The sequence below is a fragment of the Rhodoferax sp. RT4P68 genome (assembly GCF_056521305.1).
Genome location: NZ_JBWMBB010000012.1, coordinates 38,283 through 63,447, shown reverse-complemented (window position 1 = coordinate 63,447; position 25,165 = coordinate 38,283). Strand labels below are relative to the sequence as shown.

Below are 25,165 nucleotides of genomic sequence, written 5' to 3'. Positions count from 1 at the left end.
GACGGTCTTCCTGCCGCGACCGACCGTGCGCCCGGGCGAGGCTTGCGCCCGCAGCGCGCCGCGCGCAGGACGGCCCGGTGACCACACCCCTGCGCTGCAACGGCTGCCATGCGGACCTGGACGCCGGCGCGCTGGCATGCCCGCATTGCGGACAGGACCTGGCCCAAGGCTGCCCCGCCTGCGGCACGCTGAACCGCGCCCAGCACAAGTTCTGCGGGGAATGCGGCAGCCTGCTGCGCCACCCGGCGGGCCGGGCGGCCGACCACCCGGCGGGCGCGGGTGCGGCTGCGGGGCCGGCGCCCGGTCGCCCCGGCACGCCCACCCGTGGCCCGGCCAGCGAGCGCAAGCAGGTGACGGTGCTGTTCGCCGACATCAAGGGCTCGCTGGAGATGCTGGCCGACCGCGACCCCGAGGACGCCAACCGCGTGCTGGACAACACTCTGCACCGCATGATGGACGCCGTGCACCGCTACCAGGGCACCGTGAGCCAGGCGCGAGGCGACGGCATCATGGCCATCTTCGGCGCACCCATCGCGCACGAAGACCACGCCCTGCGGGCCTGCTTTGCCGCCATGCGCATCCAGCAAAGCGTGGCCACCTATTCGCAGGAGGCGCTGCGCACCGAGGGCATCCCCGTGCATGTGCGCGTGGGCCTGCACGCGGGCGAAGTGGTGGTGCGCTCCATCCGCAACGACATCTACACCGAATACACGGCCGTGGGCCAGACCGTGCATCTGGCCGCGCGCATGGAGCAGGCGGCCGCGCCGGGCACCATCCTGGCGACGGCGCAGACGGCGCGGCTGGTGGAGGGCCAGATCGTGGTGCGGCCGATCGGGCCCATCGTCGTCAAGGGGCTGGCCGCGCCGGTCGAGGTCTGCGAGATCGTGGCCGCCGGCCCGGCGCGCGCGCGGCTGCAGGCCCGCCAGGCGCGCATGCACACCCCCTTCGTCGGCCGCGAGGCCGAGCTGCTGGCGCTGCGCAGCGCGCTGGATGCGGCCCGCACCGGCCACGGCCGCATGGTCGTCATGGGCGGCGAGGCCGGGCTGGGCAAATCGCGCACCATCGGCGAGTTCGTGCAGGCCCACGGTGGCGATTGCCTGCTGTTGGAGGTGCACCCCGCGCACTTCGGCAACGCCGCCTCGCTGCTGCCGGTGATCGAGCTGCTGCGCAGCTACTTCGGCATCGCCGCCGGTGAGGCGGCCGCCGCCGTGCGCATGAAGGTGACGGCCCGCATCGCCGAGCGGCTGCCCGCGCTGCTGGGCCAGATCGCGCCGCTTTTGGACGCCATGGATGCGCTGCCGAGCGACCACGCGTTCCGCAAGGACGACGCCGTGCAACGCCGCGCCGCCACCATCCTGGCAATCGCCGCGCTGATCGTCGCCGAAAGCCGCGTACAGCCCGTGATCGGCGTGTTCGAGGATCTGCAGTGGGCCGACTCGCTCACGCGCGGCCTGCTGGGCGAGCTGGTCGCCCGGCTGCCCAGTGCCTGCGTGCTGCTGCTGGCCTGCCACCGGCCCTACCACCGGCCGGACTGGCTGCAGGCGCCGGGCGTGCAGCGGCTGGCGTTGGCGCCGCTGGGCGCGCAGGGCACGGCCACGCTGCTGCAGCGCATCCTGGGTGCCGATGGCGACGCGCAGGCGCTGGGCGAGCAGCTGCACCAGCGCACCGGCGGCAACCCGTTTTTCATCGAAGAGATCATCCAGTCCTTCATCAGCACCGGCGCGCTGGAGGGCAGCGTCGGCGCCTACCGGCTGCTGCAGCCGCTGGCGCTCACGCAGATCCCCGCCACCATCGAATCATTGCTGGCCTCGCGCATCGACCGCTTGCGCCCCGGCGACAAGCTGGTGCTGCAGGAAGCGGCCGCCGTCGGCGACCGCGTCTCGCACGGCCTGCTGCAGCGGCTGACGGGCCTGGCCACGGCCGAACTGCGCGCGCGGCTGGTGCGGCTGCAGGAGGCCGACTTCCTCGGGGAAGACGCGCACTACGCCGACCAGGTCTACGTCTTCAAGCACGCGCTGACGCAAGAGGTCGCCTACCGCGAGCTGCTGCACGAGCGCCGGCGCGATATCCACGCCCGCATCGTCGTGGCGATGGAAGAGGAATTCGCCGGCCGCCTGGCCGACGTGATCGACCAGCTCGCCCACCACGCGATGCGCGGGCGGCTGTGGCCCAAGGCGTTTGCCTACCTGCGCGCCGCCGGCACGCGCGCCGCCGACCGCCACGCCTACCTGGAAGCCGTGGCGCTGTACGAGCAGGCGCTGCAGGTGGTGGGCGAGTTGCAGCAGGACCGCGCGCTGCTGCGCGACGCGATCGACCTGCGCATCGACATCCGCAACGCGCTGCAACCGCTGGGCGACCGCGCGCGCATGACCTCCGTGCTGCAGGATGCGGCCGAGCTGGCCGACGAGCTGGGCGACCCCGGCCGCATCGGCTGGGTGCAGTCGTACCTGGCGGACCACTACTGGATCCGCGGGCTCACGCGCGAGGCTGCTGCGGCCGGCGAGCAGGCGCTGCGCATCGGCAGCGAGCAGGACGACCTGGCGCTGCAGGTCGTCACCCGGCTGCCGCTGGGCCTGTTGCACCACACGCGGGGCGACTACCGGCAGGCGATGACGCACTTCGGCTGGAACATCGCGGCGCTGAACGGCGCGCTGGTGGAGAGCCGGTTCGGCCTGTTCGTGCTGCCCTCGGCGTTCTCGTGCAGCTTTCATGGCTGGGCACTGGCCGAGCTGGGTGATTTCGACCAGGCGCTGGACAGCGCGCAGCGCGCCATCGACATCGCCGAGCAGGCGCGGCACCCGGCCAGCATCGGCTATGCCCACCTGGGCATGGGCGTGGTGCACCTGCGGCGCGGCGACCTGCGCAACGCCGTGGCCAGCCTGGAGCGCGCGCTGTCCGCCTCTGGCTTTGCCAGCAGCCCGGTGGGCACGGCCTACGTGGCGTTCCACCTGGGCTATGCGCAGGTGCTGGCAGGGCGGGGCGCCGAAGGTCTGAAATTGCTCGAAGACACCGTGCAGCTGGCCGAATCCAAGGGTTTCATCGCCCGGCATTCGCTGCGCCTGGCCTACCTGGCGGAGGTCTATGCGATCTGCGGGCGCGCCGCCGAAGGCGAGGCCACGGCAGCGCGCGCCGTGGCCCTGGCACGCGAGCATGGCGAGCGCGCCAACGAGGCCCACGCGCTGCTCGCCTCAGGCGGCGTGGCGCTGGCGCGCGGCCGCGCAGACCTGGCGCGCAACGCCTTCAGCGCCGCGCTGGCACTGGCGCGGCAGCTGGGCATGCGCCCCATGGAAGAGCGCTGCGAGCGCGGCCTGGTGCTGGCGGCCGTGGGCGGCCCTGCCGGCCCGACCCCGGCCTTGCAGGCACAAGAGGCCAGTCGGCTGTACCACCAGCTGCTGGGGCCGGCCCAACTGGCGCTGGCCGATGGCGCAGCCCGCGCGGCGGCGCCGCCCGGGCTTGCACACATTGCGCGCGATGGCGGCGCGCCGGTCACGCGCATCCAGACCGGCACGCAGTGAGCGGCCCGGCATCGCAGCGGCGATGCACACGCGCCCCTGGCGCGCACGCGTCAGCTGTGCTGGCCGGCCTCGCGCAGGGCTTGCAGCACCACATCGCGCTGCTGCTCCAGGCTCAGCAGCGCGTCGACGCGGATGACGCCAGGCTCGCCCAGCGGCGACTGCAGCGCGGCGAACTGGTTGGCCACCAGCTGTGCGGGGAAGAAGTGGCCCTGGCGCGCGCCGACGCGGGCGCGGGCTTCCTCTTCGGTGATGTCGACGTAGACAAACAGCAGCGCCGGCGCGAGCGCACGCAGGCGGTCGCGGTAGCTGCGCTTGAGTGCGGAACAGGTGAGCACCACGCCTTGCGCGGTCTCGTCGCGCACCAGCGTGCCGATGTGCTCCAACCAGGGCCAGCGGTCGTCGTCCGTGAGCGCGATGCCGCGCTGCATCTTGTCCTGGCTGGCGGCGGGGTGGTAGTCGTCGCCCTCGATCAGGCGGGCGCCCAGGGCCTGCGCCAGCGCTGCGCCGAGCGACGATTTGCCGCAGCCTGAGACACCCATCACCACCAGTTTCTGGACCATTGCCGTCTCCTTCTCCGAACGTCTGTGTCGGCGAAGTCCGATCTTGACACGGCGCGCCCGCCCGAATGCGCGGACGAGCGGCAACGCAGGCGCCACTGCGGGCGCAAAAAAACCCGCCGAAGCGGGTGGTGGGGCTGCAGGCCGCGTCGCAGCGCCGCAGCGCCGCTGGCGAGCGTCAGTCCTTCAGATCGGCGGGCACCTTGCCGCCGTTCGCCGCCACCTTGTTCATGACCTGGCGGTGCAGCCAGATGTTCATGGACGCGGAGTCATTGGTATCGCCGGTGTAGTGCAGCTCCTGCGCCAGTTCCTTGCGCGCGGACATCGAGCTGTCCAGGCCCAGCAACTTCATGAGGTCGACGATGGAGGTCTTCCAGTTCAGCTTCTCGCCGGACTTGGCGGCCATGCCGTCCAGCATCTGCTCGACATCGATCTCCATCATGGCCTGCGGCTGAGGTGCTGCAACCGATGCGGCCGGTGCAGCTGGTGCAGAGGCCGTGGCAGGTGCTGGCGCCGGGGCGACCGGAGCCGTCGCGGCCGGCGTGTTGGCAGCGTGTGCCGACGGGAAGATCTTGCTGAAGATGTTGCTGAGAATGCCCATGGGGTCCCTTTCGATGTAAGAGCGTGCAGTGTCGCGGCGCGGCGCGTTGCAGGCGTGGGACGGCGCGCCGACATGGTGCAAGGGCGTTGCTGCGCCGCGCGCCGGGTTTGCGCGCGGCGGGGGCCGCCTCGCTCAGCTACCGGTGCAGCGGTAGCTGGCCGCTTGCGCAGGGTCGCCCGTTCCGTTGTACTGCGGGTACTGCGGGTACTGGCACATCGGCTTGGACGCCACCTCGGCGAACGGCGCCAGCGCGCTCTTGTTCACCAGCGTGTATTGCGTGGCCGGCTTGACGCCGTTCTCCACCCAGTTCTCCACCACGGCCAGCAGGTCCACACGCCCCGGGATGCCGTGGGCCGGCGCGTTCGCCGTGCCGGCCGCGATGCCGCCCGAGGTGTGCGGCAGACCGGTTGCGGCATAGGCGGCGAAAAAGTCGCCGACCGTGGCCGCGCCCATGCGCGCGACCACCGCGTCCCAGTAGTTCAGGCCGGTCAGCGGGCTCTGCGCGGTGTCGCTCATGTCCTCACGCAGGATCAGCTTGCCGCCACGGGCGCGGAAGGCCGACAGGTCCGGGTTGGCCGCGTCCATCCACTGCGAGACCTGCAGCACACGGCTCTGGTAGTTGGCCGGCTCGTAGGTCAGCGGGTCGAAGGCGGCGTTGCGCGATGAAGTAGCGCACGTAGCCGTTGCCGAAGCGGTAGACCTGGTTGATGCCGGCCGCCGTCGGCCCGGCGGTGGGCGATGCGGTGCCCACCAGCCAGTTCGACCAGTTGCCGGCCAGCCCTTCGCCGCCGAAGCCGAAGCCGGCGTACGACTGCATGCCGTCGGCCACGGGGAAGCTGAACTGGTAGCCCGCGTGCGCGGATGTGATCACCGCCAGCTGTGCGCTGGACAGGCAGGTCGGCCCTTCGTCGTTGCCCGAGGGGCACAGCTTGGTGGCCAGCGCCGCCTCGGCCACGGGCTTGCAGGCGCGGTAGTGGCTGACGACCTGGTCGGCAATGCCGTCCAGGCTGTCGCACGCGGCGGTGACGGTGTCGTGCACCAGCTGCGTCTTGCCGCCCAGCCACGCGCCCGGCGCGCTCTGGCGGATACCGCCGATCCAGTTGCCGAAGGTTTGCAGGCCCGTCCAGTTCATCACCGGGTCGATCGAGACGATGCCGTCGTAGTCGTTGGGGTAGCGCTGGGCCATCATCATTCCCTCGCGCCCGCCCTCGGAGCCGCCCATGTAGTAGCTGCGCATCGGCCGCTTGCCGTAGTAGCGCTGGCCCAGTGCGATGGCGACGTCGTGCGTCTTCTTGTACGAGGCATAGCCGAAGTTGACCAGCGACTCCTGGTTGAGCGCGAAGGCGTAGTTCTCTACCCCCGTCTGGTTCTGGTGCCCCGAGTCGGTGCCGGTCGTCATGTAGCCGCGCGTGATGGGGCGCGGCACATCGGGCGGCGCGTTGCGGCTGGTGTCCAGCCCGGTGACCAGCGAGCCGTTGTAGCCCGCGCCGCCGAACTGCAGCTTCTTGCCGTTCCAGCTGGTTGGCAGGTTGACCTGGCTGTTGATCAGCGGCGCGGCCGGGTCGACGGGCTCGATCTGCACCAGCACCTCGCAGTACTCGGGCGTGCCCAGCACCGTGGCCGTGCCGGCGGTGTTGGGCGCGTCGGCGACGGCCGGCTTCAGCGTGGCCGTGGTGACGGTGGCGCCGGTGGTCGGCTCGCCGATGCTGGCCGCATCGACCGCCTGGCCGGCCAACGCCGCACAGGCACTGGCCGGGCTGGCCACGACCAGGGGCGTGGCGAAGGTGTTGTCATCGTCACCGCCGCAAGCCGCGAGGCCGGCAGCGAGCAGCGTGGCGGTGGCCACCGCGATCAGGGTCTTGCTCGAAACGTAACCGGGGTGCGCGCTGTGTGCGCGCGATGTCAGTGGCTGCATCTTGTCTCCAGATTGGCATGGTTCGGGTCCAGACGGGGCGCGCGGGGCAAAGGCGGTGGGCGGTCCTTTCAGTAGCGTTCAGTGGCGAAGGTGAGGGGGCGTGCTTACCACTCCATCGGCAAGCCGACGTAGTTCTCGGCCAGCGAGGTCGACGCGGCCTGCGAGCGGATCAGGTAGTCCAACTCGGCCTCCTGGATCTTCTGGCCGAACCCGGCGCTGTCGGGGAAGCGGTGCATCAGCGAGGTGAACCACCACGAGAAGCGCTCGGCCTTCCAAACGCGGCGCAGGCAGGTGTCCGAGTACAGGTCGATGCCCACGCTGGACTTGTCGCCGTAGTACTCTGCCAGGCCACGCCACAGGTAGCCGACGTCGGACGCGGCCAGGTTCAGGCCCTTGGCGCCGGTGGGCGGCACGATGTGGGCCGCATCGCCGGCCAGGAACAGCCGGCCGAAGCGCATCGGCTCGGCCACGAAGCTGCGCAGCGGCGCGATGCTCTTCTCCAGCGACGGGCCGGTCACCAGGCGCTCGGCGGCTTCCGGGTCCAGGCGAGCGCGCAGCTCGTTCCAGAAGGCGTCGTCGCTCCAGCTCTCGACCTTCTCGTCCAGGCTGCACTGCACGTAGTAGCGGCTGCGCGTCTCACTGCGCATGCTGCACAGCGCAAAGCCGCGCTCGGTGTTGGCGTAGATCAGCTCGTGCGAGACCGGCGGCACATCGGCCAGGATGCCCAGCCAGCCGAAGGGGTAGACCTTCTCGTAGGTGCGCAGTGCCTCGGGCGGCACGCTCTGGCGGCTGATGCCGTGGTAGCCGTCGCAGCCGGCGATGAAGTCGCATTCGAGCGTGTGGCGCTGGCCGTCCTTGGTGTAGCTGACGCTGGGCTTTGCGCCGTCGAAATCGTGCAGTTGCACGTCGCCGGCTTCGTAGACGGTGGCCAGGCCGGCGGCGGCGCGGGCTTCCATGAGGTCGCGCGTGACCTCGGTCTGGCCGTAGACGGTGACGCGCTTGCCGCCGGACAGGCCGTGCAGGTCGATGCGGTGGCGCTTGCCGGCGAACAGCAGCTCGATGCCGTCGTGCGGCAAGCCCTCGGCCAGCGCGCGCTCTGCCACGCCGGCCTTGGCCAAGAGGTCCATGGTGATCTGCTCCAGCACCCCGGCGCGGATGCGGCCCAGCACGTACTCGCCGTTCTGGCGCTCGACGATGACGTTGTCGATGCCGGCCTTGTGCAGCAGCTGGCCGAGCAGCAGGCCCGAGGGGCCGGCGCCGATGATGGCGACTTGGGTACGCATGGGAATGTCTCCTGGCCTCTGGGGCCTGTTGGGGTTGGGGTGCGCCAAGCGTACGTCTTCGGTGCCGGTTCGTGATGGTCCCAGCCGGGGCGTTGTGCGATCATTGCGCAGGTTGCGCGATCATCGCGCAGCAATCGCCAATAAGGCCACATTCCATGACGATCGACAAAGTGGACCTCATCCTGGGCATGGCCAAGGGCATGGCGGTGCTGGAGAGTTTCGACACCGAACGCCAGCGCCTGAACGCCACGCTGGCTGCGCAGCGTGCCGGCATCACGCGGGCGGCCGCGCGGCGGCACCTGCTGACGCTGGCGCACCTGGGGTATCTGGAGTCGGACGGCAGCTACTTCTGGCTGGCGCCCAAGGTGCTGCGGTTTTCGGGCAGCTACCTGGCCTCGGCCCGGCTGCCGCGCGCGATACAGCCGACGCTGAACCGCTTGTCGGCGCAGACCGGCGAATCGTTTTCTGCGGTGGTGCGCGATGGCGACGAGGTCGTGATCGTCGCGCGTAGCGGCACCATGCGCATGCTGGCCTATGGCCTGCACCTGGGGGCGCGGCTGCCGGTGCACGCCACGTCCACCGGCCGCGTGCTGCTGGCGGCTGAGCCCAAGGCGGTGTTCAACGCCTGGCTGAAGGGTCGCGCGCTGCCGCGGCTGACCGCACACACAGTGACCGACCCACGCGAGTTTCGCGCGCGCATCGACGAGGTGCGCAAGAGCGACTACGCGGTGGCGATCGAGGAGCACGAGCTGGCGGTGCACGCCATGGCGGTGCCGCTGCGCGACATGCAGGGGCGCACGGTGGCGGCGCTGAATGTGGTGGCGTCGCCGGCGCGGATGGGGCGCGAGGCGATGGAGCGGGAGTTGTTGCCGATGTTGCTGGATGCGGCAAGGGAATTGAGGGCCTTGCTGTAGGGGGTGGCCGCAGCGGTGTGAGGGCCCTCCGTGAACCTGCAGAACCGCCCATGCGCGACGAAGGTCGATCGACAGCCCAGATGCGCCGCGGTTCGCCGCACCGCCCGGCATCCCCTCACACTCGCGCGCTCTTGCTGCGCCGGCGCAATGGCGTTTCGGTTGCCGCTGCCTCGGCCGGCATCGTCTGCTGCGGCATGCTGGCAATCGCATCGGCATAGACGTTGCCGCCGCTGCTGATGTGGTCGGTCATGGCCTGGAAGGCAGCCGCTTCGTCGCCGGACACGATGGCCTGAAGGATCACCGCATGCTCGGCCAGCGAATTGCGGATGCGGTTGGGCCGGTCGAACAGCGCGCGGCGTGGGTGCCGCATGCGCAGCCGCATCGCGCGCAGCTGGCGCGCGAGCACTTCGTTCAGGCTGCCGTCGTAGATGATTTCATGGAAGACGCGATTGGCCTGGCCGTACTCTTCGGGATCGTCCTTGGCCGCGGCGCGCTGGCAGCTGGCATGTGCCTCCTGCAACTGCTTGCGCTGAGCCGTGGGCATGCGGCGCGCGGCCAGCCGGGCGGACAAGCCTTCGAGCTGCATCAGGATCTCCAGCATTGCGATGTACTCGGGGACCGAGAGCGAGGCCACCACGGCGCCGTGGCGCGGCAACGGTGTGACGAGGCCGGCGGAGGTCAGGTGCTTGATCGCCTCGCGCGCCGGCGTGCGCGACACATTGAAGCGGTCCATCAGCGCCTGCTCGTCGATGCGCGAGCCGGCGTCAAGCTTGCCGGAATGGATCTCGTCTTCCAGCGTCCGGCGGATCTGGTCGCTGAGGTTGATGCGGGGGGCGCTGGCCATGTCGTGAACTCCTGCCCGGCATCTTAGCGAGCGTGTTCATGCGGACGCGCGGGCCTGCAGCGCGGTGTCGAAGCGTTCCAGCCGCGCCTGAGCGAACGCGGGACGCTGCCGGACGGCCTGCCACCAGGCCGCGACGCGCGGGTGCGTTTCGGCCTGTAGCGCCAGCGGCGCCAGTTCGGCGATGCGCGCGATGAAGGGCACTGCGGCAATGTCGGCCAGCGAGTAGTGGCCGCCGACCAGCCAGGGCGCTTGCTCCAGCATGGCCTCCATGCGCGCGGGCAGACGCAGCAGCTTGTCGAGCGCCGCCGTCTTTTCCTCCTCCGTATACGGCCGGCGTGCGATGCGCAGCCAGGCCTCGCGCCGTTCGGGCGTGGGGATGCGCGCGAGCTTGCTCTGCAGTTCGGCGTCGCTCCATTGGCTGGCTGTGGGCTGCAGTGCCAGGCTCCAGTTCAGGATCAGCAGGTGGGGCAGGCACTGCTCGTCCGTCCAACGTACGAAGTTGCGCATCAAGGCGCGTTCATACGCATCGTCGGGCCGCAGCGGCGGCGCGGGCTGGATCTCATCCAGGTACTCGCAGATGGTCGAGCTTTCGTGCAGGAAGCGGCCCGGCGCCAGCATCAGAGCGGGTACCACGCCATTGGGGTTCATGGCCAGGAATTCAGGCGCATGGTGTTCCTGTCGGCCCAGGTCGACAGCTACGCTCTCGTAGGAGATGCCTTTTTCGGCCAGGCACAGGCGCACACGGCGCGAGGCGCTGGACAGCCAGCCGTGGAACAGCTTCATGGCGTGCTCACCGCGACGCCTTGGGCCTGCCGGCGCTGCCGACTCATGGCACCAGAACGGGCGCACCCGTGGTCGCACGGCCTTCCAGATCGCGGTGGGCCTGCCGCACGTCGGCAAGCGCGTAGCGGCTGCCCACCTCCAGCCGCACATGGCCTGCCTCGACCGCCTCGAAGAAGGCCTGCGCCGAGCGCTGCAGGTCCGCTGGCTCGGCGATGAAGCTGCGCAACGTCGGCCGGCACACGGACAGCGATTTCGCGTGCAGCAGCTGCAGGTCCAGGCCCTCGACATCGCCCGAGGCCGTGCCGTAGTTGATCGCCATGCCCAGCGTGCGCAGGCAGCGCAGCGAGGGCACGAACACGTCCTTGCCCACGGCGTCGTAGACCACGGCCACGCCCTGGCCGCCGGTCAGCTCCAGCGTGCGCGCGGCGAAGTCCTCGCGCCGGTAGTCGATCACGTGGTGGCAGCCGTGGGCGCGCGCCACCTCGGCTTTTGCGGCCGAGCCGACCGTGCCGATCACGGTCGCGCCAAGCGCATGCGCCCATTGCGAGAGCAGCACGCCCATGCCACCGGCGGCCGCGTGCACCAGCACCGTGTCACCGGGCTGCACCACGTACAGGCGGCGCAGCAGGTACTGCGCCGTCAGCCCGCGCAGCAGGTTTGCGCCGGCCAGTTCTTCGGACAGGTTCGGCGGCAAGGCCAGCACCCGGTCGGCCTGAACGTTGCGCACAGCTTGGTAGGCGCCGGGCTGGAAGTAGGCCACCGACTGCCCCACGCGCCAGGCGGTCACGCCTTCGCCCAACGCCTCGACCGTGCCCGCGCCCTGCGCGCCCAGCGTGATCGGAAACGGCGCCTGTGCGTGCGGGCCGTGCGCGCCCTTGCGCTGGTAGATGTCCGCGAAGTTCAGGCCGATGGCGCTCTGGCGGATGCGGATTTCGCCGGCGGCCGGCGGTGGCACTGCGACCTCCACGCGTTCAAGAACGTCGGGGTCGCCGTGGCGGTGAATGTGGATGGCGAGGCTGTGCATGGACGTGAATGTGGACTTGCGAGCGTTCTATAAAAATACGGATAAACGCTATATGGATTCATTAGGCAAGTTTCCGTACACTGAAAAAACGCAGACCGACTTTTCAAGGAGACAACCTCATGGCCTTCACGCGCCGCCGTTTCGGAGCCCTCGCCGCCACCCTGGCCGCACCCGCGCTGTTGCACGCTCAACCGCTGGCGCCCGCGCTGCAGGCGCTGCACGAAGCCGGCAGAAAGGAGGGCGAGCTGACCTGGTACTGCGTGCCCTACCCGTCCGAGCAGGCCGAAACCATGGGCCGCCGCTTCACCGAGCGCTACCCCGGCATCCGCGTGAATGTGGTGCGCACCACCGCGCAGGTGGCCTACCAGCGCCTGAACCAGGACATCAAGGCCGGCACGCCGGCCTGCGACGTGTTTTCGTCCACCGACCTCGCGCACTTCCTCGACCTGAAGGCGCGGGGCCTGCTGCTCAAGTACACGCCGCCCTCGGTGGCCAAGATCGACCGGCACATGCAGAACGTGGACCCGGACGGCGCCTACCACGTCACCAGTGCGTTCCCGATGGGCCTGGTCTACAACAAGCAGAAGGTGGCGGCCGGCGACATTCCGTCGAGCTGGAACGACCTGCTCGATCCCAAGTGGCGCGGCCTGGCCTCGGTCGCCCACCCGGGGTTCAGCGGCGCGGCCGGCGCCTGGTGTCTGGAGATGCGCAAGCTCTACGGCCCCGGGTGGTTCAAGAAACTGGCCGATAACAAGGTGCAGGTGGGCCGCTCGACCATCGACACGGTGACCACCGTGAACTCGGGCGAACGCTCGATCTCGGCCGGGCCGATCACGCTGGCTGCGCGCGTGGCCGACCGTGGCAACCCGATCGGCTGGGTGGTGCCCAAGGAGGGACTGGTGATGGTGGTCTCGCCCTCGGCCGTGATGGCCAATTCGAAGCATCCGAACGCCAGCCGCCTGTTCATGGAGTGGCTGATCGGCAGCGACGACATGGTGGAACTTGGCCGCGCCGAATTCGGCATTCCGCTGCGCACGGGTGTGCAGCCACCCGGCGGGCTGCCGGCGCTGGGCTCCGCCAAGACGCTGGCACCCACACCGAAGGAGATGCGCGACGACCTGCCCGAAGTGGTCGAGCTGTGGAAGGACGCCTTCGGTGTCTGAACTCCTGCTGGGCGCGCAGGCCCGCCCGCGCGCCGTACCCAGCCGGCTGGCCGACCCCTCGTTGTGGTTGTTCGGCGCGCTGATCGCGCTGCTGATCCTGCTGGTGGCCAACCCGATCCTGCGGCTGCTGGCAGAAAGCCTGCGCGGGGCCGATGGCGGGCTGTCGTTGTCCAGCTACGCGGCCGCGCTGGGCCGCAGCCGGCACCTGCAGGCGCTGCTCAACTCGCTGTACCTGGGCGTGGCGGTGACCGCGCTGGCCGCGTTGATCGGCGTGCCGCTGGCGCTGGCAGTCTCGCGCACCAACATGCCATGCCGCGGGGTGACGCACCTGGGCGTGCTCGCCGCGTTTGTGATGCCGAACTTTCTCGGCGCGATTGCATGGATCCTGCTCGCAGGGCCGAACGCCGGCTGGCTCAACCGCGCGTGGGTCGCGCTGTTCGGCACCGACACCGGCCCGCTCAACATCTTCAGCTTCTGGGGCCTGGCCTTTGTCATTGCGCTGTATGTCTATCCGCTGATCTACGTGTTCACCAAGTCGGCGCTGGACCTGGTGTCGACCGAGCTGGAAGACGCCGCCTCCATCCACGGCGCCAGCAAGTTCCAAACGCTGACGCGCGTGACGCTGCCGCTGGTGCTGCCCTCCATGGTGGGCGCGGGCATCCTGATCTTCCTGGAGACCATCGCGCTGTACGGCACCCCCGCGCTGATCGCCATTCCCGCCGGGCTGAACCTGGCCACGACGCAGATCGTCTCGTTCTTCGAGTACCCGCTGCGGGTGGAGCAGGCCGCCGCGTTCTCCATGCCGATCCTGGCGTTGACGATCGCCCTGCTGGTCCTGCAGCGCCGCCTGCTGGCCAAGAAGGGCTTTGTGTCGGTCTCAGGCAAGGGCGGCGAGCGCCGGCCCTTCGACATCGGTTGGTGGAAGTGGTTGCTGCTGGGCTATGCCACGCTGGTGGGCCTGCTCTCGGTGGTGCTGCCACTGGTGATCCTGCTGCTGGCTTCGGTGTCCAAGGCCTGGGGCCGCGGCATCGTGTCGGGCAACTTCACGCTGGCGAACTTCTACGCCATCTTCTTCGAGCAGCTGACCGTACGTTCTGCGCTGCTCAACACGGTGCTGTACTCCACCTCGACCGCGCTGGTGTGCGTCGGCATGGGTCTGTGCGTGGCCTACGCGACGCAGCGGCGCATCACGCCGTTCCCCAATCTGCTGCAGTTCCTGGCGCTGGCGCCGGTCGCGGTGCCAGGCCTGGTGCTGGCGATCGGGCTGTACGCGGCCTACGCCGGGCCGCCTTTCTCGCTGTATGGCACCGGCCTGCTGATCGTGATTGCGTTCACCACGCGCTTTCTGCCGATCGCCGTGGTCGCCAGCGGGGCCTCGATCCGCTCTCTGAACCCTGAACTTGAGGAAGCCGGCCGCATCCTGGGCGCCGGCCGGCTCACGGTGCTGCGCCGGGTGGTGGTGCCGCTGCTGGCCAAGCCGCTGTCCGGGGTGTTCGTGCTGGTCTTCGTCATCTGCACGAAGGAGCTGTCGACCGCCGTGTTCCTGACCGGGCCGGCTTCGCGCGTGGTGTCGGTGCTCACGCTGGACTTGAGCGAGCAGGGCAACTATGAGGTGCTCGCGGCCATGGGCGTGGTGCTGGTCGTCATCGTCACGGCGGTGGTGGGGCTGGGCATGCGCATCGCCGGGCGCGACTTCATGCTGCGCAGGTCATGAACAAGAGACAAGTGAAATGACGAAACTCGAACTCACCCACGTCACCAAGCGCTACGGCAGCACGGCCGTGGTCGACGACCTGAGCCTGCAACTGCGCCAGGGCGAACTGGTCACGCTGCTGGGCCCCTCGGGCTGCGGCAAGACCACCACGCTGCGCATGGTGGCCGGCTTCATCGAGCTGAGCGAGGGCGCTATTGCCGTCGATGGCCGCGAGATCTCCGGCGCCAAACGCACTGTGCCGCCGGAGCACCGCGGCATGTCGATGATCTTCCAGAGCTACGCGATCTGGCCCAACATGACCGTGGCCGAGAACGTGGCCTTCGGTCTGACCGTGCGCAAGACGCCGGCCGACGAGGTGCGCCGGCGCGTCGGCGAGATGCTGGAGGTGGTCAAGCTCGGCCACCTGGCCCAGCGCTACCCGGCCGAGCTGTCGGGCGGCCAGCAGCAGCGCGTGGCATTGGCCCGTGCCATGGTGGTGCGGCCCGAGGTGCTGCTGCTCGACGAGCCGCTGTCCAACCTGGATGCCAATTTGCGCGAGGAGATGGCCGGCGAGATCCGGCGCCTGCACGACGAGTTCCGCTTCACCACGGTCTACGTCACGCACGACCAGGCCGAGGCCATGACGATCTCCGACCGCATCGCCGTGCTGAACCTGGGCCGGCTGGAGCAGATCGACACGCCCTGGAACCTGTACAACCGGCCGCGCACCCCGTTTGTGGCCGGCTTCATCGGCCAGACCAACCTGGTCAGCGGCGAGCTGCGCGCCGGCCACTTCCTGCTGCCCGGCCTGCCCGGCGCCGTGCCCGTGCCGGCTGGCGAGGGCGGTGACCAGCTGCAGGCCCAGGTTTCCATCAGGCCGCAGTCCCTGTTCCTGGGGGCCGCTGGCGACAGCATGCTGGCCATGGGACAGGTCGCGGTGGTGGCGCGCACCTACCTGGGCGAGTACTGGGACTACCTGGTGCGGCCCATGGGTGGCGGCGCGCCGCTCAAGGTGCATGCCTCGCCCAACCACGTGCTGGAGGTGGGGCACGAGTCGCTGCTGTCGGTCGACCCCAGCGGCGTGGCGGTGCTGGCCTGATGCCGCTGCAGCCCACCGAGGACAACACGCCCATTCAAGGGCGCATCCACAACCGCGCCGTGGACGATCCGCGCCGCACCTTCCGCCAACACCGGGCCGCGCGCGCCCCGGCACGTGGCAACAAGAGAGCACCATGAGCACATCTGAATCCGCCCTCCCGCTGTCCAGCTACAAGGTGCTGGACCTCACCATCGCGCGCGCCGGCCCCACGGCCGTGCGGCTGCTGGCCGATTGGGGTGCCGAAGTCACGCGGCTGGAGGCGCCGCCGCCCAAGGACCGGGGCTCGGTCACCGGCCGGCGCCGCGGCTCGGACGAACAGAACCTGCACCGCAACAAGCGCAGCCTGTGCGTGGACCTCAAGACGCCGCAGGGCGCGGAGATCCTGGCGCGACTGATCGACCGCAGCGACGTGGTGGTGGAGAACTTCCGCTCCGTCGTGAAGGACCGTCTAGGCCTGAACTACGAGCAGCTGCGCCGTCGCAACCCGCGCATCATCCTGGCCAGCATCTCAGGCTTCGGCCAGGACGGCCCGTACGCGGGGCGGCCCGGCGTGGACCAGATCGTGCAGGGCATGTCGGGCCTGAGTTCGGTGACGGGCGAGCCCGGCCGCGGCCCGGTGCGCGCCGGCATCGCGATCTCCGACACCACGGCCGGCATGTTCCTGGGCCAGGGCATCCTGTTGGCGCTGCTGCACCGCGAACGCAGCGGCGTGGGCCAGTGGGTCCACACCTCGCTGATCGAGGGCATGCTCAACAAGCTCGACTTCCAGGGCGCGCGCTACACCGTCAACGGCGACGTGGCAGGCCAGGAGGGCAACGCCCACCCGACACAGGTGCCCATGGGCACCTTCGAGGCCAGCGACGGCCAGGTCAACATCTGCGCCAGCACGCCGCCGATGTGGGCCGGCCTGTGCAGCGCGCTGCCTGCGGAGCACCTGGCGACGCACCCGGACTACCAGGACTTCGCCGCCCGCGTGGCGCACCGCCGCCAGCTGGATGCCGACATCAATGCCGTCACGCGCCAGTTCAGCGTGGCCGACCTGGTTGCGCGGCTGAACCCGGCCGGCGTGCCTTGCGGCCCGGTCTACGACATTGGCCAGGCCTTTGAAGATCCGCAGGTCAAGCACCTGCGCATGACGCGGCCCGCGCATCACCCGGTGCTGGGCGACATCGAACTGATTCGCTCGCCGATCAACCTGTCGGCGTTTCCTCACCCTGACCGCTTCCACCATGCCGCGCCCGATCCGGGCGAGCAGACCGATGCGCTGCTGGCCGAGCTGGGCTACGCACCGGCCGACATCGCGGCGCTGCGCGAAACGGGGGCCGCAGCATGAAGCTCAACTTGGGAACAACCAAGATCCTCGCCTCCGTCGAAGACGGCATCGGCTGGATCACCATCAACCAGCCCGAGCGGCGCAATGCCATGTCGCTGGAGATGTGGCAGGGCCTGGGTGAAGCGGCCGAGGCCATGCAGGCCGATGCGGCGGTCCGGGTGGTGGTGCTGCACGGCGCCGGTGGGCAGTCCTTCGCGGCCGGTGCCGACATTTCCGAGTTCGAGCAGCACCGCGCCAACGCGGAGCAGAAACAGCGCTACGGCGAGATCGCGTCACGCGCGCACCGCGGCCTGGCGGGGCTGGACAAGCCACTGATCGCGATGGTGCAGGGCTACTGCATCGGCGGCGGCATGGCGCTGGCGCTGGCGGCCGATCTGCGCTTTGCGGGCGTAGGCTCGCGCTTCGGCATTCCCGCAGCCCGTCTGGGCCTGGGCTACGAATACGAGGGCCTGGCCGCGCTGGCCCGCGTGGTCGGCCCGTCTGCGGCCAAGGACATGCTGTTCAGCGCCCGCCAGCTCGAAACCGACGAGGCGTTGCGCCTGGGCCTGGTCAACCAGGTCCTGCCAGCCGACGGGCTGCGCGACGCCGTGCGCCAGTACGCCGCGCAGGTGGCTGCCAATGCACCACTGACCGTGCAGGCCGCCAAGGCCGCGGTGCGGCTGTTCGAGCGGTACAGCGCCGCCGAAGACAGCGCCGTGGCAGCGGCCGTCGACCGCTGCTTCGACAGTGCCGACTACCAGGAAGGCCGCCGCGCCTTCCTTGAAAAGCGCACCCCAACCTTCCACGGACGATGAGCATGGACACACCCGAACTGCAGGTGGCTGGCCCGCTGGCCACCATCACGTTGCGCCGGCCCGAGCAGGCCAACCGCCTGACCCCCGACGACCTGGCCACGCTGGCCGAGCACATCGGCGCGGTGAACGCGATGCCCGACGTGCTGGTGCTGCAGCTGCGCGGCCTGGGCAAGTACTTTTGCAGCGGCTACGACATCGGCCGCATCGGCGCTGCGCGCAAGGTGAATTTCGAAGCGGTGGTCAACGCGGTCGAAGAGGCGCGCCCGGTCACCATCGCGGTGCTGCATGGCAGCGTGTACGGCGGCGGCACCGACCTGGCGCTGGCCTGCGACTTTCGCCTGGGCGTGCAGGGCATCGACATGTTCATGCCGGCCGCCCGGCTGGGCCTGCACTTCTACCAGGGCGGGCTGGAGCGCTATGTGAGCCGCCTGGGCCTGGACAACGCCAAGCGCCTGTTCCTCACGGGCGACAGGATCGCGGCCGAGGAGATGCGCGCCATCGGTTTTCTTACGCAGCTGCTGGCGCCGAACGAACTGCCCGCTGCGGTGGACCGCCTGACGCAGACCTGCGCCGCCATGGCGCCGATCGCCATGCTGGGCATGAAGCAGCACCTCAACCGCATCGCACGCGGCCGGCTGGACGTGGACGCGCTGCACGCGGACATGGCGTGCGCCGCCGATTCGGCCGACCTGCGCGAGGGCCAGGCCGCCTGGCTAGCCAAGCGTACGCCCCAGTTCACAGGCCATTGACTTCCGAAAGACCCACGATGAAAGCCCTGATTCTCGCGACCGCGCTGGCCAGCGCCAGCGCCTGCGCCTTTGCGCAGACCGAGCCCTATCCCAACAAGCCGATCCGGCTCATCATCGGCTACTCGCCATCGGGCGCGGCCGACCTCATCGCGCGCATCATGGCCGAGGCCATGGGCAAGGAGCTGGGCCAGTCCATCGTGGTGGACAACAAGCCCGGCGCCGGCAGCACGCTGGCATCCTCGCTGCTGTGGCGTGCACCGGCCGACGGCTACACGCTGGGCCTGGCCACCGGCACCCTCTACGGCATCGACCAGCACCTGTACAAGGTCAAGTACCAGCCCTCGGACTTCACGCCGATCACGCGCTTCACCGTCTCACCGCTGGTGCTGGCGGTGAACAAGGACATGGGCATCGACAGCGTGCAGGATCTGGTGGCCAAGGTGAAAGCGCAGCCGGGCAAGCTCAACTATTCGTCGTCGGGCATCGGCGGCTCGCCGCACATCGCCGGGCTGACCTTCGAGAAGGCCGTGGGCGGGCAGATGGTGCACATCCCGTTCAAGGGCGGAGCGCCCGCGGTGCAGGCAGTGGCAGCGGGCGACGTGCAGCTGTCGTTCGGCACGGCGGCATCGGTGCTGCCCATGGGGCGACCGGGCACCGTGAAGATGCTGGGCGTGACGACCGCACAGCCCTCTGCCGTGGTGCCCGGCCTGGCAACGCTGGCCTCGCAGGGGCTGCAGGGCTTCGAGTTCAGTTTCTGGTTCGGCCTGTTCGGGCCGGCGCAGCTGCCGGCCGAGGTGACGCAGCGGCTCTATGCCGCCGCCACCAAGGCGCTCGCCGATCCGCAGGTGCAGCGCAAGCTGCTGGATACCGGCAACGAGGCGCTGGCGTCGGCATCGCCAGGGGAGTTCAACACCTGGGCTGCGTCGTCCGGCCGCGCGGCGCTGGATCGGATCAAGGATGCGAATGTGAAGGTGGAGTAAGGGGACCGCTCGGGGCTGTTCTTCGAGGAGGCGCGGGCCATCGGAGCGCTCGGCGCGCCTGCACGGCCACTGGTTGCCCGTCCAGGCTCTAAACTCGCTGCCCGCAGTGCCCCACCGGGCGCAGCGCTTCCTCCGAGCTGCCGCCATCTCTTCCGCCGATTCCCCCTCCGCCATCGCCGCCGCCGCGCTGCTGGCATTCGACAACGTCCTGGCCGCCAGCCCGGGCCTGCGCTCGCGCCCGGGCCAGCGGCAGATGGCCGAGCAGGTGGCCGCCACGCTGGCCGGCGCCACCCTGGGCCAGGTGGAGGAGGGCGACGAGCCTGACCGGTCGATCGCCGTGATCGAGGCCGGCACCGGCGTCGGCAAGTCGCTGGCCTACGCGGCCACCGCCGTTTCCATCGCGCTGGCCCGCAAGACGCGGGTGCTGATCTCCACCGCCACCGTCGCGTTGCAGGAGCAGCTGGTGCTCAAAGACCTGCCGGCCCTGGCGGCGGTGATGGAGCAGCCGTTCAAGTTCGCGCTGGCCAAGGGCCGCGGCCGCTATGTCTGCAAGCTCAAGCTGGCACGGCTGGCGGGCGAGCCCGGCGCCGAAGAGGACGACCTGTTTGCCGACGAAGCCGGTGACGACCACGGCCTGCCCCCGGGCTCGGACGCCGAACGCCAGGCCCGCGTGCAGTTCTACGGCGCCCTGGCCGCCAGCCTGGGCAAGGAGTGGGACGGCGACCGCGACACGCTGCCGCAGCAGCCGGCGGTCGAAGCCTGGTGGCCGGTGGCGGCCGAGGCCAGCTCGTGCACCGGCAAGCACTGCCCGGTGTTCAACGACTGCACCTACTTCGAGCGGCGCCGCGAACTGGTCGGTGCGCATGTCATCGTCGTCAACCACGACCTGCTGCTGGCATCGCTGGGCGGGCGCAACCTGCCGTCGCTGGACAACGCGCTGCTGATCCTGGACGAAGCCCATCACCTGCCTGCCGTGGCGCTGGAGCGCTTCGCCTGCTCGATGGACCTGGCCGCGACCGGCTGGATCGAGACCCTGGCCGCGCGCTGCCGGCGCATCGGCAGCCTGATGCTGGTGCCCGAGGCGGCCGACGCGCCGCGTCAGGCGGCGCAGCTGCAGCAGAGCCTGCACGACCTGCAACGGCTGACGCTGGACGTGTACGCCGCTGAATTCGCCGCCGCGCCGCCCGGGCAAGAGGGCGCGCGCGTGCGCCTGCCCGGTGGCGTCGTGCCCGAGGCGCTGCACGAGCCGCTGGCGCTGGTGCAGGCGATGGCCGAAAGCTTTCTGGACGCGCTCTCTGGCGTGGCCAAGGCCCTGCGCGCGCAGATCCGCGACCAGCCGGACGAAGCACGCCGGCTCTCGGTGCTGTACGCCCAGCTGGGCATGCTGACGCCCCGGCTCGAGCAGGTGCACGCCACGGCCCAGCTGCTGCTGACCGAGACCCCGCTGGAGGCGCCGCCGATCGCCAAATGGTTCAGCCTGCACCCTGGTGCCGCGCGCGGGCCGCGGTTGCGGGCGCATGCCAGCCCGGTCCTGCCCGGCAACAGCCTGCGCGGGCAGCTGTGGGGCGGCGTGCGTGCGGCGGTCATGACATCGGCCACGCTGCGCGCCGGCGATGCGTTCGATTTCTTCCTGCGCGAAAGCGGGCTGGCCGGCGACGACGCTGTGGCCACGCTGGCCGTGGCGAGCCCGTTCGACTACCCGCGCCAGGGCCGCTTCGTGGTGGTCGAGACGGCGGCCGACCCGAAGGACGCCGCTCGCTTCGTGCCCGAGATGGTGCGGCTGCTGCTGGCCGATCTGGCGCAGGTGCGGCACGGCGCGCTGGTGCTGTTCACGTCACGCGAGCAGATGCGCCAGGCCGTGGCCGCGCTCACGCCTGTGCTGCGCGGCCTGGTGCTGGCCCAGGGCGAGCTGCCGCGTACGCTGCTGCTGCAACGCCACCGCGCGGCCGTGGCAGCGGGCGGCCCGTCCATCGTCTTCGGCCTGCAGTCGTTCGGCGAGGGCATGGACTTGCCGGGCGCGCTGTGCGAGCAACTGTTCATCACCAAGCTGCCGTTCGCATCACCGGACGACCCGGTGGGCGAGGCGCGCGCCGCCTGGCTGCGCAACATCGGCCGCGATGCGTTCAACGAACTGGTGGTGCCGGCCACCGCCATGCGCCTGGCGCAATGGGCCGGGCGCGCGATCCGCAGCGAGACGGATGAATGCGCGATCCACTGCTACGACAGGCGGCTATTGGCCACCGCCTTCGGCCGCCGCCTGATGCAGGCGCTGCCGCCGTTCGCGCGCTGGCGGCGCGATGTGCAGGGGCGGCTGCACGCGGTGGACTGAACCTGTTCCCACTGGCCTCGCGGGGAGGGCCGGGCAGATGGGGCAGCGGTGGGGGCCGGCAGCACGGCGTGTGCGCAAGCCGCCGTCGCGCCGACCCCTTCACAGCGCGCGCCGGGAACGGTTTCACGTCCAGGGATGGCTCAGACCCCCAGGTGCTCCTGCAGCAAGGCCGGCTGCGCCAGCAGCTCCGCGCTGCTGCCCTCGAACACCGTGCGCCCCTTCACCAGGATCACATTGCGGTCCGTGATGCGCGTCACATGCCGCCAGTTCTTGTCGACGATCACACTGCTGATGCCCGAGCCGCGGATCAGCTCGCAGATGCGCCAGATCTCGCGCGCGATCAGCGGGGCCAGGCCCTCGGTGGCTTCGTCCAGGATCAGCACGTCGGGATTGGTCATCAGGGCGCGGCCGATGGTCAGCATCTGCTGCTCGCCACCCGACAGCTGCTGGCCGCCATGGCCCAGGCGTTCCTTCAGACGGGGGAAGGTGTCGAGCACGCGGGCGTAGTGCCAGTCCTCACCGGCCGCAGCGCGGGCTTTGGCGGCGGCGCTGACGCCGGGCCGCGCGGCCATGCGCAGGTTTTCTTCGACGCTCAGGTTGCCGAAAATGCCGCGCCCCTCGGGCACATAGGCGATGCCGCGCTGCGCCACCTCGTAGGTCGGCCGGCCGGTCATGTTCTGGCCCATCACGCTGACGCTGCCGGACTTGGGCACGACGATGCCCATCAGCGTCTTGAGCAGCGTGCTCTTGCCCATGCCGTTGCGGCCCATCAGCCCGATGGTCTCGCCGGCCGCGACGTGGAAGTCGACGTTGTGCAGGATGTGGCTGGCGCCGTAGTAGGTGTCGAGGCCGCGGGCCTCGATCAGCGGGGCGGCTTCAGTGGCCATGGTCTTCGTCACCCAGGTAGGCGGCCTGCACGGCGGCATCGGCGCGCACGGCGGCAGGGCTGTCGCTGGCGATGACCTGGCCGTTGACCATCACGGTCAAGTGGTCGGCGAGTGCAAATACGGCGTCCATGTCGTGCTCGACCAGCAGCATGGCGTGGTCGGGCTTGATGCGCAGCAGCAGCGCTACCATGCGTTCGGCCTCGGCCTGGCCCATGCCGGCCAGCGGCTCGTCCAGCAACAGCACGCGCGGTGCGGTGGCCAGGCTCATGGCGATCTCCAGCTGGCGCTGCTCGCCATGGCTGATGAAGCCGGCGATGCGGTCGCGCCGCTCCGTGAGGCCGGCCAGCTCCAGTGCGCGCTCGCAGCGTTCGCGCGTGGCGGCAAAGTCCTGCGCGCGGCGCAGCCAGCGGGCCGGGTGCTGCGCACGCGACTGCGCCGCCAGGTGCACGTTGTCCCAGACCGTGAAGGGCGCAAAGATGTTGGTCTTCTGGTAGCTGCGGCCCAGGCCCTGGCGCGAGATCTTCTCGGGCGACCAGCCGGTCACGTCTTGCCCGGCCAGCGTCACGCTGCCTTCGGTGGGCGGGAGGTCGCCCGAGAGCAGGTGCGACAGCGTGGATTTGCCCGCGCCGTTGGGGCCGATCACGGCGTGGATGCGGCCCCGCCACAAGTCCAGCGACACGGCGTTGACCGCCGCCAGGCCGCCGAAGCGCTTGGTCAGCTTGCGCGCGGACATGAGGATGTCTGGCGTGGTCATGGCACGTCCTTGCGGCCCAGCAATCGGTCGCCCAGGCCCATCAAGCCACGCGGCGCGAGCCAGACCACGGCCACGATGAAGATGCCCATCCACAACTGCCAGTGCTTGCCGAGGTGCACCGCGCCGACCGTGGGCAAATCCTTGAACACCGACAGCAGCGTCTCGAACGCAAAGGCCCCGACGATGGCGCCCGCGAAGTTGCCCATGCCGCCCAGGATGACCATCATGATCGCGTGCGCGCTCATGTGGAAGCCCATCAGCTCGGGGTTGACGAAGCCGGTCTGCACGCCCCACAGAAAGCCCGCCAGCCCGGCCAGCGCGCCGGCCAGCGTGAAGGCCGCCAGCTTGTAGCCGAAGCTGCTGTAGCCCATGGCGCGCATGCGGTGCTCGTTGACGCGGATGCCGGACAGCGTGCGGCCAAACGGGCTCCACAGCAGGCGGCGCAGAAAGGCGTAGACCCCCAGCATGCAGACGGCGGTGAAGTAGTACAGCGTGCGCTTGTTGTCCAGGTCGAACGGCACCCAGCCGAACAGCTCGCTGCTCGGGCGGAAGTTGATGTACAGCCCGTCCGACCCGCCCAGCGCGCGGTTGTCGAAGAACAGGAAGTACACCATCTGCGCAAACGCCATCGTCACCATGATGAAGTAGATGCCATGCGTGCGCACCACGAAGAAGCCGATGATCAGAGCGGCCAGCGCCGAGGCCAGCACGGCCAGAGGCAGCGTCCACCACAGGCTGACGGGCTCGCCCGCCGGCGTCATGAAGGCCAGCGCGTAGCCGGCCACGCCGAAGTAGGCCGCGTGGCCCAGCGAGACCAGGCCGGTCACGCCCTGCAGCAGGTCCAGGCTCATCGCGAAGATGGCCATGACCATCATGCGCGTGACGACCTGGGTGTAGAACTCGCTGCCGACGAAGGGGAAGGCGAGCAGGGCGATGAGGCCGAGTGCCAGCGCCACCTGCAGGCCGCGCGGCAGCACTTCGAGGTTGGATCGTGCTGTCATGGGAGAACCTCCGTGCTGCGCACTGCGGTGCGCACCAGCTTCGGAGCGGCCGGGCGGTGGTGCCTCATTGCTTGAACAGCCCTTCGGGTTTGTAGAGCAGCACCGCCGCCATCAGCATGTAGACCAGCATGCCCGCCACCTGGGGCAGCAGCACCTTGCCGAAGGTGTCGACCAGGCCCACCAGCAGGGCCGAGATCAGCGCGCCGCGCACCGAGCCGATGCCGCCGATCACCACCACCACGAAGCACATGATCAGCACCTGCGAGCCCATGTTCGGGTAGACGCTGGCGATTGGCGCGGCAATCATGCCCGCCACGGTGGCCAGGCCGATGCCCAGCGCGAACACGATGGCGTGGATCAGCCGGATGTTGATGCCCAGCGATTCCGTCATCTCGCGGTTGAACGCGCCGGCGCGGATCTTCATGCCCAGCCGTGTGCGCGCGATCAGCCAGTACAGCCCGATCGCCAGCACGATGCAGTTGCCCGACATGAACAGGCGGTAGACGGGGTAGGACAACGTGTCCGTCAACGGGATCGAGGCCGACAGCGCCGCCGGCACCGCTACGCCGTGCACGTCGTCGCCCCACAGGATGGAGCGCAGCTCTTCGAAGATGTAGATCAGCCCGAAGGTCAGCAGCACCTGGTCCAGATGGTCGCGCTGGTAGAAGTGGCGAAACAGCAGCCGCTCCAGCAGCAGCCCGAAGGCCACGGCCAGCAGCGAGCCCGCGATGATCGCCAGCGTGAGGCTGCCGAACTGCGCGGTCAGCGAGTACGCCAGGTAGGCGCCCAGCATGTAGAAGCTGCCGTGCGCCAGGTTGACCACGCCCATGATGCCGAAGATCAGCGTCAGGCCGGCGGCCAGCATGAACAGCAGCAGGCCGTACTGCACGCTGTTGAGCAGCTGGATCAGGAAGCTCGCGAAGTCCATTGGCAGTCGATGTCAGGCG

The 25,165-nt window shown here is 69.9% G+C and carries 20 protein-coding genes and 2 pseudogenes; 10 read left to right on the top strand and 12 right to left on the bottom strand.

The window, feature by feature from the left end; genetic code table 11:
* Positions 1–77 precede the first annotated feature (77 nt).
* On the top strand, positions 78–3,515 hold the full coding sequence (locus AC099J_RS23170; RefSeq protein ID WP_479617658.1) for an ATP-binding protein: 3,438 nt from the start codon (positions 78–80) through the stop codon (positions 3,513–3,515).
* A 50-nt stretch (positions 3,516–3,565) separates the two neighbouring features.
* Here AC099J_RS23170 and AC099J_RS23165 read toward each other — a convergent pair whose 3' ends face one another.
* From AC099J_RS23165 to pobA, 5 genes and pseudogenes are all read right to left on the bottom strand, one after another.
* Complete coding sequence (locus AC099J_RS23165; RefSeq protein WP_479617657.1) at positions 3,566–4,075, bottom strand: gluconokinase; 510 nt, start codon at positions 4,073–4,075, stop codon at positions 3,566–3,568.
* 175 nt (positions 4,076–4,250) lie between these two features.
* The gene (locus AC099J_RS23160; RefSeq protein ID WP_479617656.1) at positions 4,251–4,673 is read right to left on the bottom strand and encodes a DUF3597 domain-containing protein; all 423 of its coding nucleotides are present in this window, start codon (positions 4,671–4,673) and stop codon (positions 4,251–4,253) included.
* A gap of 132 nt (positions 4,674–4,805) precedes the next feature.
* Positions 4,806–5,378 (bottom strand): annotated as a pseudogene (locus AC099J_RS23155) (tannase/feruloyl esterase family alpha/beta hydrolase); the annotation flags it as partial.
* A gap of 73 nt (positions 5,379–5,451) precedes the next feature.
* Positions 5,452–6,588: pseudogene (locus tag AC099J_RS23150) on the bottom strand (tannase/feruloyl esterase family alpha/beta hydrolase); the annotation flags it as partial.
* A gap of 104 nt (positions 6,589–6,692) precedes the next feature.
* Positions 6,693–7,871, bottom strand: coding sequence for a 4-hydroxybenzoate 3-monooxygenase (gene pobA, locus AC099J_RS23145; protein WP_479617655.1), 1,179 nt, complete (start codon positions 7,869–7,871; stop codon positions 6,693–6,695).
* Positions 7,872–8,026: 155 nt separating this feature from the next.
* Between pobA and AC099J_RS23140 the strand changes: the two genes are divergently transcribed.
* Positions 8,027–8,785: an IclR family transcriptional regulator domain-containing protein gene (locus AC099J_RS23140; protein ID WP_479617654.1), complete on the top strand. Its 759-nt coding sequence runs from the start codon at positions 8,027–8,029 to the stop codon at positions 8,783–8,785.
* A gap of 115 nt (positions 8,786–8,900) precedes the next feature.
* Here AC099J_RS23140 and AC099J_RS23135 read toward each other — a convergent pair whose 3' ends face one another.
* The 3 genes from AC099J_RS23135 to AC099J_RS23125 are packed head-to-tail and all read right to left on the bottom strand — an operon-like array spanning position 8,901 to position 11,436.
* Entirely contained in the window at positions 8,901–9,629 is a 729-nt protein-coding gene (locus tag AC099J_RS23135; protein WP_479617653.1) for a GntR family transcriptional regulator, read from the bottom strand.
* A 36-nt stretch (positions 9,630–9,665) separates the two neighbouring features.
* On the bottom strand, positions 9,666–10,412 hold the full coding sequence (locus AC099J_RS23130) for a glutathione S-transferase family protein (RefSeq protein ID WP_479617652.1): 747 nt from the start codon (positions 10,410–10,412) through the stop codon (positions 9,666–9,668).
* Positions 10,413–10,455: 43 nt separating this feature from the next.
* Positions 10,456–11,436 (bottom strand): quinone oxidoreductase family protein, encoded by a 981-nt coding sequence (locus AC099J_RS23125; RefSeq protein WP_479617651.1) that lies wholly within the window; start codon positions 11,434–11,436, stop codon positions 10,456–10,458.
* A gap of 119 nt (positions 11,437–11,555) precedes the next feature.
* On the opposite strand from AC099J_RS23125, the gene AC099J_RS23120 reads away from it, so the two are divergent.
* The 8 genes from AC099J_RS23120 (at position 11,556) to dinG (ending at position 21,576) form a co-directional block, all read left to right on the top strand.
* A complete protein-coding gene (locus tag AC099J_RS23120; protein ID WP_479617650.1) occupies positions 11,556–12,599 on the top strand; it encodes an ABC transporter substrate-binding protein in 1,044 nt (347 codons plus the stop codon).
* Positions 12,592–14,313, top strand: coding sequence for an ABC transporter permease (locus AC099J_RS23115; RefSeq protein WP_479617649.1), 1,722 nt, complete (start codon positions 12,592–12,594; stop codon positions 14,311–14,313). The genes AC099J_RS23120 and AC099J_RS23115 overlap by 8 nt, the downstream gene beginning before the upstream one ends.
* Before the next feature lie 16 nt (positions 14,314–14,329).
* Positions 14,330–15,391, top strand: coding sequence for an ABC transporter ATP-binding protein (locus AC099J_RS23110; RefSeq protein WP_479617648.1), 1,062 nt, complete (start codon positions 14,330–14,332; stop codon positions 15,389–15,391).
* Between the two features lie 133 nt (positions 15,392–15,524).
* Positions 15,525–16,724 carry a CaiB/BaiF CoA transferase family protein gene (locus tag AC099J_RS23105; protein ID WP_479617647.1) on the top strand — a complete coding sequence of 400 codons (1,200 nt, stop codon included), beginning with the start codon at positions 15,525–15,527 and terminating at the stop codon, positions 16,722–16,724.
* 8 nt (positions 16,725–16,732) lie between these two features.
* Positions 16,733–17,518 (top strand): enoyl-CoA hydratase, encoded by a 786-nt coding sequence (locus AC099J_RS23100; RefSeq protein WP_479617646.1) that lies wholly within the window; start codon positions 16,733–16,735, stop codon positions 17,516–17,518.
* Between the two features lie 2 nt (positions 17,519–17,520).
* Positions 17,521–18,267, top strand: coding sequence for an enoyl-CoA hydratase/isomerase family protein (locus AC099J_RS23095; protein ID WP_479617645.1), 747 nt, complete (start codon positions 17,521–17,523; stop codon positions 18,265–18,267).
* A 17-nt stretch (positions 18,268–18,284) separates the two neighbouring features.
* Positions 18,285–19,247 (top strand): Bug family tripartite tricarboxylate transporter substrate binding protein, encoded by a 963-nt coding sequence (locus tag AC099J_RS23090; protein ID WP_479617644.1) that lies wholly within the window; start codon positions 18,285–18,287, stop codon positions 19,245–19,247.
* 145 nt (positions 19,248–19,392) lie between these two features.
* A complete protein-coding gene (gene dinG, locus AC099J_RS23085; RefSeq protein ID WP_479617802.1) occupies positions 19,393–21,576 on the top strand; it encodes an ATP-dependent DNA helicase DinG in 2,184 nt (727 codons plus the stop codon).
* 140 nt (positions 21,577–21,716) lie between these two features.
* On the opposite strand, the gene AC099J_RS23080 is transcribed toward dinG, so the two are convergent.
* From AC099J_RS23080 to AC099J_RS23065, 4 genes are all read right to left on the bottom strand, one after another.
* Positions 21,717–22,463: an ABC transporter ATP-binding protein gene (locus AC099J_RS23080; protein ID WP_479617643.1), complete on the bottom strand. Its 747-nt coding sequence runs from the start codon at positions 22,461–22,463 to the stop codon at positions 21,717–21,719.
* On the bottom strand, positions 22,453–23,217 hold the full coding sequence (locus tag AC099J_RS23075) for an ABC transporter ATP-binding protein (protein WP_479617642.1): 765 nt from the start codon (positions 23,215–23,217) through the stop codon (positions 22,453–22,455). Before AC099J_RS23075 ends, AC099J_RS23080 begins: the two co-directional genes overlap by 11 nt.
* On the bottom strand, positions 23,214–24,218 hold the full coding sequence (locus AC099J_RS23070) for a branched-chain amino acid ABC transporter permease (RefSeq protein WP_479617641.1): 1,005 nt from the start codon (positions 24,216–24,218) through the stop codon (positions 23,214–23,216). The genes AC099J_RS23075 and AC099J_RS23070 overlap by 4 nt, the downstream gene beginning before the upstream one ends.
* Positions 24,219–24,282: 64 nt before the next feature.
* Positions 24,283–25,146 carry a branched-chain amino acid ABC transporter permease gene (locus AC099J_RS23065; protein WP_479617640.1) on the bottom strand — a complete coding sequence of 288 codons (864 nt, stop codon included), beginning with the start codon at positions 25,144–25,146 and terminating at the stop codon, positions 24,283–24,285.
* Positions 25,147–25,165: the final 19 nt, after the last annotated feature.

Bases quoted from the DNA above. Each gene is read 5' to 3' on its own strand.
- AC099J_RS23165 (WP_479617657.1), bottom strand. From the start codon at position 4,075: ATGGTCCAGAAACTGGTGGTGATGGGTGTCTCAGGCTGCGGCAAATCG.
- AC099J_RS23160 (WP_479617656.1), bottom strand. From the start codon at position 4,673: ATGGGCATTCTCAGCAACATCTTCAGCAAGATCTTCCCGTCGGCACAC.
- pobA (WP_479617655.1), bottom strand. From the start codon at position 7,871: ATGCGTACCCAAGTCGCCATCATCGGCGCCGGCCCCTCGGGCCTGCTG.
- AC099J_RS23140 (WP_479617654.1), top strand. From the start codon at position 8,027: ATGACGATCGACAAAGTGGACCTCATCCTGGGCATGGCCAAGGGCATG.
- AC099J_RS23135 (WP_479617653.1), bottom strand. From the start codon at position 9,629: ATGGCCAGCGCCCCCCGCATCAACCTCAGCGACCAGATCCGCCGGACG.
- AC099J_RS23130 (WP_479617652.1), bottom strand. From the start codon at position 10,412: ATGAAGCTGTTCCACGGCTGGCTGTCCAGCGCCTCGCGCCGTGTGCGC.
- AC099J_RS23125 (WP_479617651.1), bottom strand. From the start codon at position 11,436: ATGCACAGCCTCGCCATCCACATTCACCGCCACGGCGACCCCGACGTT.
- AC099J_RS23120 (WP_479617650.1), top strand. From the start codon at position 11,556: ATGGCCTTCACGCGCCGCCGTTTCGGAGCCCTCGCCGCCACCCTGGCC.
- AC099J_RS23110 (WP_479617648.1), top strand. From the start codon at position 14,330: ATGACGAAACTCGAACTCACCCACGTCACCAAGCGCTACGGCAGCACG.
- AC099J_RS23105 (WP_479617647.1), top strand. From the start codon at position 15,525: ATGAGCACATCTGAATCCGCCCTCCCGCTGTCCAGCTACAAGGTGCTG.
- AC099J_RS23095 (WP_479617645.1), top strand. From the start codon at position 17,521: ATGGACACACCCGAACTGCAGGTGGCTGGCCCGCTGGCCACCATCACG.
- AC099J_RS23090 (WP_479617644.1), top strand. From the start codon at position 18,285: ATGAAAGCCCTGATTCTCGCGACCGCGCTGGCCAGCGCCAGCGCCTGC.
- AC099J_RS23080 (WP_479617643.1), bottom strand. From the start codon at position 22,463: ATGGCCACTGAAGCCGCCCCGCTGATCGAGGCCCGCGGCCTCGACACC.
- AC099J_RS23075 (WP_479617642.1), bottom strand. From the start codon at position 23,217: ATGACCACGCCAGACATCCTCATGTCCGCGCGCAAGCTGACCAAGCGC.
- AC099J_RS23070 (WP_479617641.1), bottom strand. From the start codon at position 24,218: ATGACAGCACGATCCAACCTCGAAGTGCTGCCGCGCGGCCTGCAGGTG.
- AC099J_RS23065 (WP_479617640.1), bottom strand. From the start codon at position 25,146: ATGGACTTCGCGAGCTTCCTGATCCAGCTGCTCAACAGCGTGCAGTAC.